The 17,997-nt window shown below is 45.0% G+C and carries 15 protein-coding genes and 1 riboswitch; of the genes, 14 read left to right on the top strand and 1 reads right to left on the bottom strand.

From position 1 onward, the window contains the following. Positions 1-101 precede the first annotated feature (101 nt). The 5 genes from T355_RS0102735 (at position 102) to T355_RS13290 (ending at position 5,001) form a co-directional block, all read left to right on the top strand. Positions 102-1,307 carry an IS256 family transposase gene (locus tag T355_RS0102735; protein ID WP_197019542.1) on the top strand — a complete coding sequence of 402 codons (1,206 nt, stop codon included), beginning with the start codon at positions 102-104 and terminating at the stop codon, positions 1,305-1,307. Further along, on the top strand, positions 1,297-1,851 hold the full coding sequence (locus tag T355_RS0102740; RefSeq protein ID WP_027396419.1) for a hypothetical protein: 555 nt from the start codon (positions 1,297-1,299) through the stop codon (positions 1,849-1,851). Before T355_RS0102735 ends, T355_RS0102740 begins: the two co-directional genes overlap by 11 nt. A gap of 96 nt (positions 1,852-1,947) precedes the next feature. Then, a complete protein-coding gene (locus T355_RS0102745; protein ID WP_027396420.1) occupies positions 1,948-2,292 on the top strand; it encodes an arsenate reductase family protein in 345 nt (114 codons plus the stop codon). A 129-nt stretch (positions 2,293-2,421) separates the two neighbouring features. Continuing rightward, on the top strand, positions 2,422-3,276 hold the full coding sequence (gene fliD / locus T355_RS0102750; protein ID WP_027396421.1) for a flagellar filament capping protein FliD: 855 nt from the start codon (positions 2,422-2,424) through the stop codon (positions 3,274-3,276). A 138-nt stretch (positions 3,277-3,414) separates the two neighbouring features. Beyond that, positions 3,415-5,001, top strand: coding sequence for a C69 family dipeptidase (locus tag T355_RS13290; RefSeq protein WP_051555325.1), 1,587 nt, complete (start codon positions 3,415-3,417; stop codon positions 4,999-5,001). A 75-nt stretch (positions 5,002-5,076) separates the two neighbouring features. Here the strand turns inward: T355_RS13290 and T355_RS0102760 are convergent, their stop codons facing one another. Then, the gene (locus T355_RS0102760) at positions 5,077-6,354 is read right to left on the bottom strand and encodes a serine dehydratase subunit alpha family protein (protein WP_027396422.1); all 1,278 of its coding nucleotides are present in this window, start codon (positions 6,352-6,354) and stop codon (positions 5,077-5,079) included. A gap of 294 nt (positions 6,355-6,648) precedes the next feature. Here T355_RS0102760 and T355_RS0102765 point away from each other — a divergent pair, with 294 nt between their 5' ends. The 9 genes from T355_RS0102765 to trpD all read left to right on the top strand — a co-directional run bounded on the left by T355_RS0102765 (position 6,649) and on the right by trpD (position 17,756). Continuing rightward, positions 6,649-8,736 carry an elongation factor G gene (locus tag T355_RS0102765; RefSeq protein WP_027396423.1) on the top strand — a complete coding sequence of 696 codons (2,088 nt, stop codon included), beginning with the start codon at positions 6,649-6,651 and terminating at the stop codon, positions 8,734-8,736. Positions 8,737-8,981: 245 nt separating this feature from the next. Beyond that, positions 8,982-10,361, top strand: a complete 1,380-nt coding sequence (gene eat, locus T355_RS0102770; protein WP_081777589.1) for an ethanolamine permease — start codon at positions 8,982-8,984, stop codon at positions 10,359-10,361. A gap of 3 nt (positions 10,362-10,364) precedes the next feature. Continuing rightward, entirely contained in the window at positions 10,365-11,777 is a 1,413-nt protein-coding gene (locus T355_RS0102775; RefSeq protein ID WP_027396425.1) for an ethanolamine ammonia-lyase reactivating factor EutA, read from the top strand. A gap of 15 nt (positions 11,778-11,792) precedes the next feature. Further along, on the top strand, positions 11,793-13,190 hold the full coding sequence (locus T355_RS0102780) for an ethanolamine ammonia-lyase subunit EutB (RefSeq protein ID WP_027396426.1): 1,398 nt from the start codon (positions 11,793-11,795) through the stop codon (positions 13,188-13,190). Then, entirely contained in the window at positions 13,187-13,960 is a 774-nt protein-coding gene (gene eutC / locus T355_RS13295) for an ethanolamine ammonia-lyase subunit EutC (RefSeq protein WP_231482968.1), read from the top strand. The genes T355_RS0102780 and eutC overlap by 4 nt, the downstream gene beginning before the upstream one ends. Positions 13,961-13,972: 12 nt before the next feature. Then, positions 13,973-15,004 (top strand): nicotinate-nucleotide--dimethylbenzimidazole phosphoribosyltransferase, encoded by a 1,032-nt coding sequence (locus tag T355_RS0102790; RefSeq protein WP_231482969.1) that lies wholly within the window; start codon positions 13,973-13,975, stop codon positions 15,002-15,004. Between the two features lie 31 nt (positions 15,005-15,035). Beyond that, positions 15,036-15,608, top strand: coding sequence for a histidine phosphatase family protein (locus T355_RS13300; protein WP_051555327.1), 573 nt, complete (start codon positions 15,036-15,038; stop codon positions 15,606-15,608). Positions 15,609-15,692: 84 nt separating this feature from the next. Beyond that, positions 15,693-16,292 carry a uridine kinase family protein gene (locus T355_RS0102800; protein ID WP_051555328.1) on the top strand — a complete coding sequence of 200 codons (600 nt, stop codon included), beginning with the start codon at positions 15,693-15,695 and terminating at the stop codon, positions 16,290-16,292. A 438-nt stretch (positions 16,293-16,730) separates the two neighbouring features. Beyond that, positions 16,731-17,756 carry an anthranilate phosphoribosyltransferase gene (trpD, locus tag T355_RS0102805; RefSeq protein WP_027396429.1) on the top strand — a complete coding sequence of 342 codons (1,026 nt, stop codon included), beginning with the start codon at positions 16,731-16,733 and terminating at the stop codon, positions 17,754-17,756. Between the two features lie 75 nt (positions 17,757-17,831). Beyond that, positions 17,832-17,937: riboswitch (TPP riboswitch) on the top strand. Positions 17,938-17,997: the final 60 nt, after the last annotated feature.

Here is a 17,997-nt window from a genome sequence, read left to right on the forward strand (position 1 = left end):
TAACAACAGCAACAGTTAAGGTCTTCTATGGTAAAATATAGAATCATAGGAGGCCTTTTACTATGGCAAAAAAATCAAAGAAACCTGTTCACCATGTTCAGATGACAGAAGGTAAGCGACAGATCATTCAGCAGCTCTTGTCTGAATATGAGATTGAAACAGCGGAAGACATTCAGAATGCTTTGAAAGATCTACTTGGTGGAACCATCAAAGAGATGATGGAGGCGGAAATGGATAGCCATCTTGGCTACCAGAAATCTGAGCGTTCAGACAACGAGGATAGTCGTAACGGCTACAAGACGAAAACTGTCAACAGCAGTTATGGCAGTTTTCAGATTGATGTTCCCCAGGACAGGCAGTCCACCTTTGAACCACAGGTTGTCAAAAAGCGCCAGAAGGACATTTCGGACATTGACAAGAAAATTATATCCATGTATGCCAAAGGCATGACCACCAGACAGATTTCGGATACCATAGAGGACATTTACGGCTTCGATGTTTCTGAAGGCTTTATTTCTGATGTTACGGATAAATTGTTGCCTGAAATACAGGACTGGCAAAATAGGGCCTTATCCAGCATCTATCCTGTGGTATTTGTTGATGCAATTCATTACTCTGTAAAGGATAACGGCATCATTAGGAAAATGGCAGCTTATGTTATCTTTGGAATAAACAGAGACGGCATAAAAGAAGTATTGGGCATCTACATTGGTGAAAATGAGAGTGCCAAGTATTGGCTCAATTTATTCAATGAACTTAAAAACCGTGGCCTTAGGGATATTTTAATTATCTGTGCCGATGGCCTGACCGGCATGAAGGAGGCTGTTGTAGCAGCCTTCCCCAAAGCCGAATACCAGCGCTGCATTGTTCACCAGGTACGCAACACATTAAAATATGTGGCAGATAAAGACCGTAAGGAATTTGCTACTGACTTAAAGAGCATTTACCACGCCGTTACCGAAGAACAGGGCCGAAAAAACCGCAATGCCGTTACTGAAAAATGGAAGGATAAATATCCTAATGCCATGAAGAGCTGGAAGACAAATTGGGATGTAATAACGCCAATTTTCAAATTTTCGTCGGAGGTCAGGAAGGTAATTTATACCACTAACGCTATTGAAAGCCTCAACTCCAGCTACAGGCGTCTTAACCGCCAGCGCAGCGTTTTCCCGGATTCACAGGCCTTAATGAAGGCACTATATCTTGCTACTCTGGAAGCCACTAAAAAATGGACTATGCCGATTCGTAATTGGGGCCGTGTATACGGCGAATTAAGCATTATGTACGAAGATCGGCTTGAATATTAGGCTATTTCTTGTTGCAACTTTATTGAAATTGAGGCCTGGAGCCAGTCCTCAGTTTATTGAGTTGTCTAAAATTACAGCTAAGAAAAATGCTGGAACCGGTTTCAACCAATTCCAGCAAAATTATGAAATATATAGTTTTTATTGCCATAGAAGACTCTATTTACAGAGATTTTTTCACAGGCTCGTTTTGTCTGCGGCTTTGTTGTGCATACCTATGATTCCTAAAAATGTTTCTGTGGTTAATTTTTTTATTAATATTCAAGGTTTTGCTCGATTAATTTTTCATGCCTTGGGGTCTTTAACATTAGTGGTTCCTTTTTTTATTCCGTTAGTTGTTGCGTTACATAGATTAAAAATAACGAAGCGTAGGTACTTTAGTGAAGTTTTTTCTTTCTTGCTTTTTATTAACATAATGATACCTGGAATATATGGTGATGATTTTTATTCGACCCATCAGAATGTGTTTGCTGTTTTGTTTTTTATACTTGGTGTCGGTATAATAGCTTTAGTAGGATCGTTTATTTATAAGTCAAAAAAGATGTAATTTATGATAAATGTTCATTATAAAAAAGGTCACGTCCAACCAGAAGGGGCCAAATTATGACTTAATGTTGATATATAACATAAAGGGGCTGTAAATATGTTATTTATATGTTATCCAAAATGTACCACCTGTCAGAGGGCAAGGAAGTGGCTGGAGGAACATAAAATACAATATACTGAAAGAAATATTGCTACTGACAATCCTACTTATGATGAGCTTAAGGAGTGGCATGAAAAGAGCGGACTGCCATTAAAGAGATTCTTTAATACCAGTGGCATGATATATAGGGAAATGCAGCTGAAGGATAAGTTGCCTTCTATGAGTGAGGAGGAACAGCTAAAATTATTGGCAACGGATGGTAGGCTGGTAAAGCGTCCTCTTTTAGTAGCCGAGGATAAGGTGTCGGTAGGCTTTAAAGAAGCTGAATGGGCAGAAATATGACCACTTCCTTCTTATATAAATACAGTGACAAAAAGGCTAAAATATGATAAAATCACAATAGGAAAATTGTGCGCTTTGTTATTGCTATATAGGATGTATGAGGTTTCAAGGATGAAAGGTGGATGACTTATGGCTATGACAATTAATTCTATGATTAACAATAATTACAGTTTTAGCCAATTTACTCAGAATTATGGCATTTCTTCCGGTGGCAAAAAGTCTGCAAATCAGAATAATGCCATTTCCACAATGTGGAACAATTATGCCAATAATCAGAGCAGCAGCGGGGTTGGCTTTAATGCTGCTGATATCTATGGCGTAAAGGAAAGTGCCCGGGAGCTGCTTTCTTCCTACGAAAGCACCAGAAAGGATTTCAACGAGGACTTCAGTTCAAAGATGGATGACCTTTCCAAGTCCTTAAAGACTCTGAAGTCCACTGATTTTAATGTGGGTAAGGATGCTTTGACAACGAAGGATGTTACCACCACTGATAAGGACGGCAAGACCACTACCAGCACCCAGACCGAGATGAGCGATGGTCTGAAGACTGCCCTGAAGAACGTAAAGGACTTCGTAAGCAGCTACAATGACACTGTTAGCTTTATGAAGGACAATGCTGCTATTTCCAAGCGTATGGGCCGGGTAAGTGAGATGTTTGCTGATACTTCTTATCGTGCTTCAAATTATAACAGCATTGGTATTAGTGTTGGCAAGGATGGCAGTCTTACCGTAGATGAGGACAAGCTGGCTAATGCCATTACCAATTCTCCGGATAAGGTATCCCGTATCATGGGCAAGGATGGCTTAGCAGGCAAGACCGAGTCACACATCAGTGCCGCTAATGCCCAGAAGGATCAGCTGTTCCCATCTGTTGAGTCCCTCTTTGGCAAGGAGCTGAAGACGGCTCAGGTTTATACCAGCAGTGCCATGACACGCATGAATGGCTATGCTTATATGGGCAATTTCTTAAATATGTATTGGTAATATTGAAACATGGCGTCCTGTGCAAGCAGGACGCTTTTTTTATTTTATTGCAGGAATACTACCTCCCGTGTAGAAGTGTACCCGTATACAGCATATGTACCCGGATTTCTAGGATTAAATTTATGGGAGGTGGCCATATTGTTAAAGACTATTGCAGCAGGAATGACTGCACTTATGCTTCTGGGAGCCAGTACGGAAGCATGTACGGTAATGGTGGTGACCAAGGGGGCTTCCGAGGATGGGAGCATGATTGTTTCACACTCCAATGATGCCTTTGGCAGTGATATGAATCTTGCCTTTGTACCAGCCAAGGACCATCCACGCGGCAGTATGCGGCCAGTGTATCCATCAGCGGCTGCATTGACTGAAATGCCGGACTACAACTGCTTTGCCCAGCCAAATCTGGTGGCCCCGGAGCGCAGCGATGACTATAATTACCCGGGACGTCCAAAGACAAAGCCTATTGGCTACATCCCGGAGGTGGAGCACACCTATGCTTATATGGATGCGGCTTATGGCGTGGCCAATGAGCACGGGCTGATTTTTGGTGAATGCACCGATATGTCCGCTCACTTGCCGGAGGCACCTTATAGGGAAGGGGAAGGTATTTTCTACGCCGCAGAGCTGAGCCGTGTTGCTTTGGAACGGTGCAAGACTTCCCGGGAAGCCATAGAACTGATGGGCAGTCTAATTGATGAGTATGGTTTATGGGGTACTGCAGAAACCTTGGCGGTGGCTGACCAAAATGAGTGCTGGGTGTTGGAAATGCAGCCAGCTCCCGGGGGAAAGGGAGGCTTTTGGATTGCGGAGAGGATTCCTGACGGAGATTTTTTCATTGCCGCCAATCAGTTGAGAATTCGTGCCATTAAAGAGGGAAATCCTGACCAGATTTTTAATCCAAAGCTGCCTCAGATGATTAAGGATGCCGAATGGGCAGCCTATGATGAAAATGGAAATCTGGATTGGGTACGCTCCATGGAGTCAAGAGAATTCCACCATCCATACTATTCCCAGCGCCGTGTATGGAGTGCCATGAACGATGTGGCTCCATCCCGTAATCTGCCATCAAGAGTGGCGGACTGGGATGCCAAGACATATCCTTTGTCCATTCATCCTGAGAGGAAATTAGGAGTGGAGGATTTGGCCCGTTTGTATCGCAACTATTATGCCGGCACAGAATATGATAAGTCCAGGGGCCCTCTGTCCGGGCTTTATGGTTCACCTTATCATTATGAGGTGGAGGAGGGACAGCGTTCCATTCTTTCCGCCAAGACGTCTTATACCCACATTGTGCAGCTCAATGAGTCCCTGCCATCACCGGTGGTATGGTTCTCCACCAATGCTCCGTATGAAAATCCATTCATACCTCTTACTGTGGGCAAGCTTCCAAAGGTCTATGACAAGGCCCTGCGGGATACCTACAATCCGGACAAACTGTATTGGGCCTCCAACGAGGTTATGGCCCTGAATCAGGGGTTCTTCAATATTATGTCACCGATGGTCAGCAAGGCCGTGGAGGATTCGGAGAAAACATCTTTGGGATTGGTCAAGTCTTACAAGGGCCACAGTCGGGAGAAGTTCGCTGCTGCTCTGGAGAAAAATGCCATTAATAATTTCCACAAATGGCGGGAGCTGCCCCATGAGCTTTTGAAGAAATACAATGGTGGCCAGGGAGTTACATACGGCGGCAGAATGCCTGACCCGAAAACACCAACGGAATATTAAACTCAAAAACGCCTTAGTGTAGGAACAAAAAAAGCAGGGTTGTCATTGACAGCCCTGCTTTTCTACGGGAAAGACTTATTGTCCGATCATCATTTTGATTATTTCCTTGTCCGTTTCCTTCATGCCAATGCGGCCTAGGCGGCTGATGTTTCTGATGGTGTTTTCCACACCCTTCAGAACAAGACCGTCGCCACCGTAAAATTCCTGTCCGTTGCGGAACATCTCGAATCCCATAATGCCCGCATCCACGGCAGCGGATATTTTGGCTGCACAGGAGGCCTTGGCACCGTCACAGACGATACCGGAGGTAATGGCAAGAGCATTGACGATGGTGTGGATTACGGCACTGTAATCCTTGGTGCACAGCCAGGCAATGCCAGCTCCTGCCCCGGCTCCGGCACTTACAGCTCCACAGTAGGCAGAAAGACGGCCAATACCCTCCTTTTCGTGGAGGGTGACAAGATTGGATAGCAGAAGGGCACGGTACAGCTCCTCCTGAGAGTTGCCCAGCTCCTTGGCATATTCAATAACTGGAAGGGAAACAGTCATCCCCTGATTGCCACTTCCGGAGTTGATAACCACTGGCATTTCACAGCCGTTCATGCGGGCATCGGAGCCAGCAGCAGCCCGGGCCCGGGCACGAACATGAACATCATTTCCATAAGCCTTCAGAAGGGTTTTCCCTATATTGGCACCATAGTTGTTTTTCAGTCCCTCGTCGGAAATAGCGGTGTTGTAGGCAATCTGACGATCAATGGTTTCTTTGATGTCGTTAAGATCACAGGTCATGGCAAAATCGTAAATATCCTCAATTGTCATGCATTCATAATCTGGCTTGCCAGTATCAACGGAGTCTACAATTTCCTTTTCAAATATAACCGCATCATTTTTGGAAATTTTAACTATATTGGTGTGTTCATTTACTACATGCACCTCAGCGGTATCGCTTCCGCTCCATACAGTAACGATAATGTCCAATACATGCTCAGATTGGGCGGCATCCACATGGATTTCGGTGTTTTCCATGTAGCTGCCAATTTTTTCCTTATCCTCCGGTTTTACATGGGCTATTACCTCCAACGCGGCATTGGCATCACCAGCCAGCACTCCGATGGCTGCTGCGGCTTCGATACCCTTACGGCCATCAGTATTTGGGACAATAACGCTTTTTACGTTCTTTATGATGTTTCCGCTGGCAGCTACTGTGATTTTATCCGGCAGCTTTCCCAACGCTTCACGGGCCTTGGCAGCGCAATATGCAATGGCAATAGGCTCCGTGCAGCCCATGGCTGGCACCAGCTCCCGCTTGAGTATTTCAATATATGCCTGATAGGTTTTACTAGTTTTCTCCATGTAAGTTCACCCTTCTCGTACTATATTTGGTATTAATTATAACGCATTTATGGGTAAAAAAATACTCTTTTAAGCAGTAGGCATGATGTTGGATTCAAAAAATAAGGGGAATTTTACACAGTTTATTGACTAAAATTTAATAATATATTTCCAATTAGAGGAATTTGACCATAATTAGAGAATATTAAAAGCATAGGATTTTTTTGTGAGGAGGCTTCGATAATTAGGGGAACAATTAAAGAATCATAAATAAGATATCGAGAGAGGCTTCTAAGAGAATTTGGAGGGGTTAACATGAAGGTTTATACTACTGACAAAATTCGTAATGTGGTTTTGCTGGGCCATGGTGGCTGCGGAAAGACAACCTTGGCTGAAGCAATGGCTTATCTGAGCGGTATAGTGTCAAGACCGGGCAAGATAGAGGATGGTTCCACTATTTCCGATTGTACGAAGGAAGAAGTTAAAAGACAGATTTCCATATCTACCTCTGTTGTTCCTGTTGAATGGGACGATTTTAAGATTAATGTTCTTGATACTCCAGGATTCTTCGACTTTGAGGGCGAGGTCAATGAGGCCATGAGCGTAGCGGACGGTGCTATTATTGTGGTTTCCGGTAAGGCCGGAGTGGAGGCAGGTACAGAGCGTGCGTGGGATCTTTGCGAGAAGTATCACCTGCCAAGAATTTTCTTTATTACAGATATGGATATTGACTCTGTTTCCTATCGTCAGGTGCTGGATGATCTCAATGTTATGTTCGGCAAGAAGATTGCACCTTTCAATATGCCGTTGCGTGAGGATGAAAAGCTGGCAGGCTATATCAACGTAATTCAGAAAAAGGCCTTCCGTTATCAGGGGGAAGAGGCCGTGGAGGAGGAGGTTCCGGACTATTCCGTAAGCTACCTCAATCAGTATAATGATTCATTGATGGAGGCCGTTGCAGAAACATCTGAAGAATTTCTTGACCGTTATTTGTCAGGTGACTCTTTCTCAGAGGCAGAGATTCGTGCGGCAGTAAGAAGTGCTATTTCCGATGGTTCCATCATTCCTGTGGAGTCAGGATCTGGTATTGCTCAGCGCGGTGTGTATACCTTGCTGGACGACATTGTAAAGTATATGCCATCCGCTGATAATCGCAAAATGTCTGGTATTAATGCCCAGACAAATGAGATTTTCGAGGCAAACTTTGATATTCTTAAGCCAAAAACTGCATTTGTGTTTAAGACTATCGCGGATCCATTTATTGGTTTTTACAGCTTGATAAAGATTCGCTCTGGTGTAGTTAAGGCCGATGATATAATGTATGATGTGCGTACCGGCAATGAGTTTAAAATTGGTAAGCTGTACGTACTGCGTGGTAACAAGGCTACTGAGGTTCCTGAGCTTCATGCTGGCGATTTGGGTGCTTTGGCCAAGCAGACGGCGGTTAAGACTGGTGATACCTTGTCTACAAAGAATAATCCAGTGGTATATGCCAAGATGGATTTGCCGACACCTTATACCTGCATGAGATGGAAGCCGGTTAAGAAGGGTGACGTGGATAAGATTGCTATGGCAATGCAGAAGATTGCCGCAGAGGATCAGACCTTTAAGTTTGAACGTGATAATGCCAACCGTCAATCCTTGATTTATGGTATGGGTGACCTGCATCTGGAAATTATCCAGTCCAGACTTCTCAATGAGTATAAGGCTGAGATTAAGACAGAGAAACCGAAGGTTGCCTTCCGTGAGACCATAAAGAAGCGTTCTGATGTGGAGTTTAAGTACAAGAAGCAGACTGGTGGACACGGCCAGTATGGTCATGTAAAGATGCGCTTTGGTCCATCTGGCACCAATGATCCGTATGTATTTGATGAAGAGGTTGTAGGCGGTGCAGTACCAAAGAATTTCTTCCCTGCTGTTGAAAAGGGTATTGCCGCAGGCTGTGAGCGGGGACCATTGGCAGGCTATCCTGTAGTTGGCGTTCATGCCACCCTTTATGATGGTTCTTATCACTCCGTTGATTCCTCAGAGAATTCCTTTAAGATTGCTGCAGAGCAGTGCTTCAAGAAGGGGATTATGGAGGCAGGAGCAGTCCTTTTGGAGCCATTTGTAATGCTGAAGGTAACGGTGCCTGATTCCTATATAGGTGATGTTATTGGTGACCTGAACAAGCGTCGGGGCAGTGTAATGGGCATGACCCCGATGAATGGTAAGCAGATTATTGAAGCGGAGATTCCGCAGATGGAGCTCTATGGATACAGTACGGTGCTTCGCTCTATGACTGGTGGCCGGGGCGACTTCTCCTATGAATTCTCCCGCTACGATCAGGCTCCTGAGGATGTACAGTCCAAGGCTATCGCTGCATATCAGGAGAAGCTGGCAGCCAGTGACAATGAAGAATAAAAATTATCTTTTGTTTAAAGTGTTGACAAAAATAAAATAATAGTTTATATTAAGCCCATAACTTGATACTGACTAGCAATGAAGCTTCGCCCCAGTGCCCTTGGCACTGTAAGGCGAAGCTTTTTCTGTCAGTGTAGTTATCTAGGTATTATATTTATATGCTTGGCAATGGGGCCGTCGAAGTTTCTGACGAGAAGCTTTGGCGGCTTTTTTGTTTAAAGCAAAGTAGTAAGGGAGGAATATGTATGAGCATGAATTATAGTGGTACTGCAGTAATGGAAGTACCAAAGAAGGAAGAAGATTTAAGTCGTGTATTAAAGCCTATTCATTTGTGGTCATTGGCAGTAGGCCTTGTTATATCCGGTAATTACTTCGGCTGGAGCTATGGCTTTGCCGAGGGCGGTGTTATGGGCCTGGCATTGGCTCTTATACCGGTAACTATTTTCTATGTAACCTTTATTTTGTCATATTCGGAGCTGGCAACAGCAATTCCACATGCTGGTGGTCCTTCAGCCTATGCCCGCCGTGCGCTGGGTAAGTTTGGCGGCTATCTTAATGGTATCAGCTGCCTTATAGAGTTTGTATTTGCTCCACCGGCTATTGCCTTGGCTGTAGGTGGTTACGTACATGCCCTGCTTCCGATAATTGACCCAATGGTGGCAACTGTAGCTGCATTTTTCTTCTTCATCTTCCTGAATTATTTGGGAATGAAAACCTCTGCCACCTTTGAGCTGGCTGTAACAGTAATTGCTCTCCTTGGTTTGGTGGTGTACTGGTTCCTGGCAGCTCCTCATTTTGATCCTGCACTGGTAATGGCTGAGCCTCTTCTTCCAAACGGTTTCAGCGGTGTAATGGCAGCTGTTCCTTTTGCAATCTGGTTCTATCTGGCCATTGAGGGCGGTGCCATGAGTGCTGAGGAGATGGTAAATCCTCAGAAGGATCTTCCAAAGGGCTTTCTTAGTGGTATGGCTACTCTGCTGGTTATGGCTGCGTTAACTTTGTTCCTTACCGCCGGCCTTGGTAACGTTGAGGCTGTTTCTGCTGTTGATTTCCCATTGCCATTGGCTTTGGCTTCTGTATATGGTGATGGTTCCATGCCGGTTCTTCTCATGAGTGGTATTGGCCTTTTCGGTTTGGTTGCATCTCTCCATGGTATTATCGTGGGCTATTCCCGTCAGACCTATGCTATGGCCCGTACCGGCTATCTGCCAAAGTTCCTGGCACATATTGATGAAAAGCATCATACCCCTGTATGGGCTCTGATCCTGCCAGGTATTGTATGTCTCTTTACAGCACTTACAGGTCTTACTGATTTGGTAATCACCATTGCTTGCTATGGCTCCGTTGTTATGTATGTTACTTCTTTGATTTCCCTGTTTATTTTGCGTAACAAGGAACCAAATCTGAAGCGCCCGTTCCGTGTGTCCTATCCTATTATTCCAATTATCAGCATGGTAATGGCTATTTTCTGTGTAGTAAGTCTGGTAATGGCTTCTAGTGCTGCTCTTCCTTATGTGGCTGGTATTTATATAGTGGCTATTGCATATTACTTTATCCATGGCAATAAGCATATCCGTCCATACGAAGAAGAATTTGGTGTTATGGATGATTTGGATCAGGAATAAATTATGGAGCAGGAAATTCTAAGTGCCGGTATTGATTTGGGAACCACCACATCACAGGTGATATTCAGCCGCATAAAGCTGGAAAATATATCATATACGGCGGTTCCCGAAATCCGTATCAAGGAAAAAGAGATAATTTATAAAAGCAAGATATACTTTACACCTATGATGGAGGATAACCGTATTGATATCCCTGCGTTAATTTCTATATTACAAAAGGAATATCATCTGGCGGGCATAAAGCGTCAGGATATTTCCACGGGAGCCGTGATTATAACTGGTGAAACCTCCCGCAAGGAAAATGCCCGACAAGCCCTTCAAGGACTATCAGCAGAGGCAGGTGACTTCGTGGTGGCCGAGGCCGGTCCGGATCTGGAATCTGTTTTGGCCGGCTTTGGCTCTGGGGCCGCAGCTGCTTCAAGGGTATGGGAAGGAGCGGTTATAAATTTTGATATCGGTGGAGGTACCACCAATGCTGCGGTATTTTCCAACGAGGAAATACAGGATTCCTTTGCTTTGGATATTGGTGGACGCCTGGTGCGTTTGGATGAGAATGGGAAAATTACTTATATTTCTGACCGCCTTATACCGCTGATTAATGAAATGTCCCTGCCCCTGAAAATAGGTGACAAGGTGGAGCTGAATTATCTTAGGCAGCTTACTGATGCATTGGCCATGGTACTTCTGCATATTTGTCAGGGACAGGAATTAACTGCTGTTGAGGAAAAATTATTCATCAATCATGGTATAGAGTATAAGAAATTTGAAAGGGTGATGTTTTCCGGTGGTGTGGCTGAATGTATTTATGACAGCTCATGGGATGGAGGCTATGTTGATATCCGGGAGGTAAATAAATACGGGGATATTGGTCCTTTGTTGGGAGCCTCTATTCGCCGTATATTCAGTCGGGAGTGCGGGATAACTTTATTGGAGCCACGGGAAAAGATTAGAGCCACTGTCATTGGTGCTGGCAGTTATTCTGTACGAATTAGTGGCAGTACGGTGATTATGGATGATGGCTGTGTGCCATTGACAAATATCCCGGTGTTACATCTTGACCATACGGAACAGGGGCATGAGCTGAAGGAGGAATATAGGAGAAAGAGGCGTTTTTATCCTCAGTCTCAGCAGGTGGCCATAGCCTTTGCAGGGAAAAGATCCCCTGAATACAGTGCAGTTAAGGCTGTAGCCAAGGCTTTAGCGGATATCACAAGAAATGAGGGGGATATTCTGCTGGTTATTGTGGAACAGGATTTTGCAAAGGCCTTGGGAATGCTGCTTCGACAGTTTGCCAGTCAGCATCATGTTATTTGCCTGGATCGTATTCATGCTGCGGATGGAGATTATGTGGATGTGGGAAAATCTGTATCCGGCATAGTTCCTGTGGCGGTGAAGACATTGATATTCAAGAGCTGAAGGTAGGTTAGTTATATGAGATTAAAAACGACATTATTTGGTCACACTTATGCCTTTAAGGATGTGAAGGAGGTTTTGGCCAAAGCAAATGAGGAAAAATCGGGAGATATATTGGCCGGAGTGGCTGCGGAGTCTACAGTGGAAAGAATTGCCGCCAAGACAGTATTGGCTGATATGACCTTAGAGGATTTGCGCAATAATCCAGTGGTTCCCTATGAAGATGATGACATAACCAGAGTGGATCAGGATTCAGTAGATGAGGAGGTCTTTGGCCGTATTAAGGCAATGACTGTTGGAGAATTCCGGGAATTTTTATTATCAGCCTCGGAGAAGGAAATCGCTGCTATTCGTCCGGCTTTGACTTCTGAAATAGTTGCTGCCGTGGCTAAGCTCATGTCAAATATGGATTTGGTATATGCTGCCAAGAAAATGCATGTGGAGGCCACCTGCAATACTACTATTGGTAAGCCGGGAACTTTATCCTCCAGATTACAGCCAAATCATGCCACCGATGATGTGGCTGGAATAATGGCCTCAGTTATGGAAGGTATCAGCTATGGCGTAGGGGATGCGGTTATAGGACTGAATCCGGCAGTGGATGCCATAGATAGCGTGGCGGATATACTTAAGGAATTTAAGGATTTCATGTATAAATGGGATATTCCAACCCAGAATTGCGTATTGGCTCATGTTACCACCCAGATGAAGGTTCTGGAAAGGAATCTGGCCCCTATGGATTTAATGTTTCAAAGTCTTGCAGGCTCTGAGGTGGCCAGCCGTGCCTTTGGCATAAATGTTGCCCTGATTGACGAGGCTTACGCCATCATGAAGGAAAGAAAAAGTTCAACAGGCCCTAATTTCATGTATTTTGAGACAGGCCAGGGCTCTGAGCTGTCGGCTGATGGACATCATGGTGCTGACCAGCTGGTGATGGAGGCCCGTTGCTATGCCTTCGCCAAGCGGTATAATCCGTTTTTGGTAAATACAGTGGTTGGTTTTATTGGTCCTGAGTATCTCTATGATGGCCGTCAGATGATTCGGGCGGGGCTAGAGGATCATTTTATGGGCAAGCTCACCGGTATTCCTATGGGCTGTGATGTATGTTATACCAACCACATGCGGGCAGACCAGAATGACTTGGAAAATTTGGCCATGATGTTGACCATGGCTGACTGCAACTACATTATGGGAATACCAGCAGGGGACGATGTAATGCTCATGTATCAGACCACCAGCTACCATGATGCAGCAGCGTTACGCAGATTAAGCGGAAAGCAGACAATCGCTCCATTTGAGAAGCGTATGAAGGAGCTGGGGATTTTTGATGAGCTGGGAAATCTTTCACAAATCGCCGGTGATCCGTCATTGTTCATCAGCAGAGAGCAGGAAATGCATTTAAGGAGTGCCGTATGATGAAAGAAGAATTTGTACCTGATGTATCCTTGCCGGAGGTTAAGGATAAGGTGTTAATTGATAACCCGAAAAGCTTGGAGCTGGTAAAGCGCCTGAAAAAGACCACTAATGCCCGACTGGGGGTAGGGCGAGCTGGTGACCGCTTCAAGACTGAAACATTGCTGAAATTTCGGGCCGACCATGCTATTGCCCAGGATGCAGTTTGGACGGAGATAGATGAATCTCTGGTGGACGAAATGGGCTTTTACAAGGTTCAGACCATGGTCAATAACAAGGAGGAATATGTCAGAAGGCCGGATTTGGGGCGTATTTTCTCTGAGGAAACTACTGAGGCCATAAAGAGGGACTGCATTCACCAGCCTGATGTGCAGATAATCGTGGCGGATGGTCTTAGCGGATTTGCTATAAATGCCAATCTGAAGGATATGTATGCCATTATGATGGATGGCTTCAGAGAGAAAAAATACAAGGTAGGAACCCCCATATTTGTCCGCTATAGCCGTGTAGCCACCATGGACAGAATCAGTGAGGCCCTGGGAGCCAAGGTTACAATACAACTAATTGGGGAAAGACCGGGACTGGCCACTGGGGAAAGCATGAGTGTATATATGGCTTATGAATCCAGTCCAAAGAAGCCAGAATCCCAGCGCACAGTGGTATCAAACATTTACAGCAATGGTATACCACCCATTGAGGCCGGAGCCCAGGTAGTTCATTTGACGGAAATCCTCATGCGGGAGAAGAAAAGTGGTGTTGAACTGAAAATCTAAGGAGGCAAAATTATGGTACAGATGGATGAAGCAGCAAGATTAACCTCAAGGATGGCAGTGCCTAAAAAGAGTCTGGGCTTGTTGGAGCTTCAGATACAGAAATTGATGCGGGCTTGGAAGACAATACAGTTTGATCTTAGGCCTTTTCATTTTATTTTTGCGGCAGATAATGGTATAGTGGAAGAAGGTGTAGTGCGCCAATCTCAGGACATAACATATTTGCAGGCCAGAAATATGATGCTGGGGCTGTCAACCATCAGCTGTTTTTGCCAGTCCAATAACATTCCTTGGCTGGTAGTGGATGTGGGGATCAAGCGCGAGGAATCTGTAGGACTTAACCGCAAGGTTCGTCAGGGAACGAGAAATTTTCTGAAGGAACCGGCCATGACGGCAGAGGAGTTTCAAAGAGCCTATGACGTTGGCTATGAACAGGTGGATGAGGCTGTAAGACAGGGACACAATATACTGTCCTTTGGGGAAATGGGTATAGGAAATACTACCACTTCCTCTGCGGTCCTTCATGCCCTTTCTGGTATCTCCGCAGAATTTATTGTGGGATATGGAGCCAATCCAGCTTTTCCGGAGGTTATACAGCGCAAGCGACAGGTTATAGCTGATGCAGTGAGGAAATATAAGGAATTTTTGAGAACACCACAGGATATAATTCGTTATGTGGGTGGCTTCGATATTGCAGCCCTATGTGGTGCCATGGTTCGCTGCGGTGAGCTGCGTATTCCATTTGTACTGGATGGCTTTATTACGGCAGTGGCCTTTGCCTGTGCTGCCAAAATTCATCCTGATGTTGCCCGTGCAATGATACCTTCTCATCTTTCCAAGGAGCCGGGGATGAAATACGCTTTGGCCCTGGGGGGCATTAATGAAGATGAGGTGCCTATTAGAGCTGGTTTGGCTTTGGGTGAGGGTACAGGTGCTATTTTGGAGCTGAATATATTGCGTACAATGCTTTATACAGTGGCCCATATTGATCAGATGGCCCATCTGGAGGCTGAAGCTATGGAAGCCTGTCGGGCAAAATCGTCATAAAAATAATTAATTTGATAAGTAGGTGAGAACAATGGCAACCTATTTGGTAAGACATGGAGAATCTGAGGGAAATTGCCATAGGGGTTACTATGGCAGATTGGATACCCTATTGACAGAGCAGGGGAGGGCTCAGGCAAGAGAGGCCGCACAAGAGCTTTCAGAGTTGCTGAAGGATAATTCTGCCCATAAGGTGGCCATTTTCACCAGCCCTTTACAGCGGGCTTTTAGGACAGCCTGTATTTTGGAGGAAAATCTGGATGTTCCCTGCCAAATAGAAGTGGTGCCTTATCTGACGGAAATAGATTTTGGCCGTTGGGAAGGCATGGATTACGAGGAAATAAAGGAGAAATATCCGGAGGAATGCCTTGAATGGCAGGAGGATTGGATTAATTTCCGATTTCCTCAGGGAGAGAGCTTCAAGAAATTTTATCAGCGTGTTGAATGGTGCTGGAAGGGTCTTGAACGGAAAATAGACGCCTTTGACGGTGATTCCGTGGTGGTATCCCATGGCGGGGTGCTGAAGGTAATAAAGCTCATTAATGAAAATCGCCCAGTGGATGATTTCTGGAAATTGAAATTCTCTCTGGGAGAGGTACAGCAGTAATGGGTGCACAATAACAGTATAATATTCCCCCACCTGCCATCCGCTTATGTTATACTATACGGGTAGTAAAGTGGGGGATTTATTTTGAAAGAAAAATATAGTATATCGTCAACAAGCATATTGAATAAAATTTATTCCCTGGTGGAGAGGAACAGGAATAAACGGGTAATTATAGCTATCGATGGCAGATGTGGTGCCGGAAAAACTACATTGGCCCAGTATTTGAAGGAACAGACCGGGGCCACGGTCTTTCACATGGATGACTTTTTTTTGCGTCCGGAGCAACGTACTGCAGCACGACTGAGTACGCCAGGGGAAAATGTGGACCATGAACGGTTCCTGTCGGAGGTACTTGAGCCTTTGCGAAAAGGTGCGTTGGAGCTTCCGTATCAGAGATTTGACTGCAAAAGCCAGTCCTTGCAGGAAGCGGTGATTATCCGTCCAGGTAACCTATGCATTGTGGAGGGCTCCTATAGCTGCCATCCTTCACTGGTGAATATATATGATTATCGCATATTTATGACGGTGTCTCCTGATGAGCAGATGGAGCGTATTATTAGGAGAAATGGTGCTGAAGGAGCAAAAATGTTTGAGTCACGCTGGATTCCCCTGGAGGAAAAGTATTTTTCAGTGTGCACAGTGGAAGGACAATGTGACTGTACTATCGATACCAGCAAAATGTAAAGTAACATTTACCTTGACATTTTTTGATTTTTGCAGTTTAATACTAACAGGTTCAAAAAAATATTGAACAAACCTATGATGTGGAGATCAAGCAAAAGGGGCACTCACAGAGAGTCCGGGAAGCTGAGAGCCGGACAGAACGCTGATTTGTAAATGGACCACAGAGGGCATGATGAAATGCAATGGATTTTGTACATGGCAGAGTATCTCATGACGTGAAGGCATACGTTAGTTGCCGGGGATATGATGGTATCCTGCTGAGTGTGTGAAGTCGCAAATCTAGGTGGCACCACGGGAATAGTTTATTCTCGCCCTTGACGATAGTTTTTATCGTTGAGGGCGTTTTTATTATTTGCCCACACTTCGGTCAGGCTGCTGGAAGGAAAGCAGTTAAGAGCTTTCAAAAAAATGTTTTGCTGTTTGAAAGGAGCCAAAAAAATGATTAGAGAAGCAATTGAAAAAATCGTAAGAAAAGAGGACCTGACCTATGATGAGGCGTACACTGTAATGAATGAAATTATGAAGGGCCAGACCTCCCAAACCCAGAATGCAGCCTTTTTGGCAGCTCTTTCCACCAAGAGCACCAGAGCGGAAACCATAGCGGAAATCTCCGGCTGTGCAGCAGCTATGCGTGAACTAGCAACCCCGGTTCCACACCCTGGCCTTAAGGTACTGGAAATTGTGGGGACCGGCGGTGACCGTTCCAATACCTTTAATATTTCCACTACCTCTGCCTTTGTTATTGCTGCAGCTGGGGTAAAGGTGGCAAAGCACGGAAATAGGGCGGCTTCCTCCAAATCCGGTACTGCTGATGTGCAGGAGGCCCTTGGAGCAAATATTCAGCAGAGTCCTGAAAAGGCATTGGAGATGCTTAACGGCTGTGGCATGTGCTTCCTTTTTGCCCAGAAATATCATAGTGCTATGAAGTATGTTGGTCCTATCCGCAAGGAGCTGGGCTTTAGAACAGTATTTAATATTCTTGGTCCATTGACAAACCCAGCCAATCCGGACTACTTCCTGCTGGGTGTTTACGATGAATATTTGGTGGAGCCGGTAGCCAAGGTTTTGGATAAGCTAGGTGTAGCCAATGCTGTGGTGGTTCACGGTAAGGATCGTCTGGATGAGGTATCTCCAAGTGCTCCCACCACTGTATGCGAGCTTAAGGATGGCTATTATCGTACTACCCAGATTTGTCCTGAGGATTTCGGTCTGGTGCGTGGAAGCAAGGATGAACTGGTGGGAGGCACTGCCGAGGAAAATGCTGAGATTACCAAAGGCGTTTTGTCTGGTAAAATTCAGGGAACCAAGAGAAATGCTGTGCTGATGAATGCGGGACTGGCCCTTTATGTGGCTCAGAAGGCACCAACCATGCAGGCTGGTATTGAACTGGCGGCTGAAATGATCGACAGTGGCAAGGCATATAAAACCATGGAGGCTTATATCAAGCAGTCAAATGAGGCTTAAAAAACAAGGCAAATTATGATTAATTATGAAAAATAATTGTCATAATCTATATACAGTGATATATTTAAGAGGTAACAGAATAGCGAGGGGAGCGGAAATGCTGAGAGGTGTGTATGAAAAGACACACGACACTGAACCTGATTTGGATAATGCCAACGTAGGAATGCTTACAGAGCATATAGGGTTGATGTGGCCTTGCTCTGATCCATATATAAACAAGTAAGGCAGTGTCCAAACGGGC

It is taken from the genome of Anaerovibrio lipolyticus LB2005, assembly GCF_000621545.1.
Taxonomy (GTDB): Bacteria; Bacillota; Negativicutes; order Selenomonadales; family Selenomonadaceae; genus Anaerovibrio; species Anaerovibrio lipolyticus_A.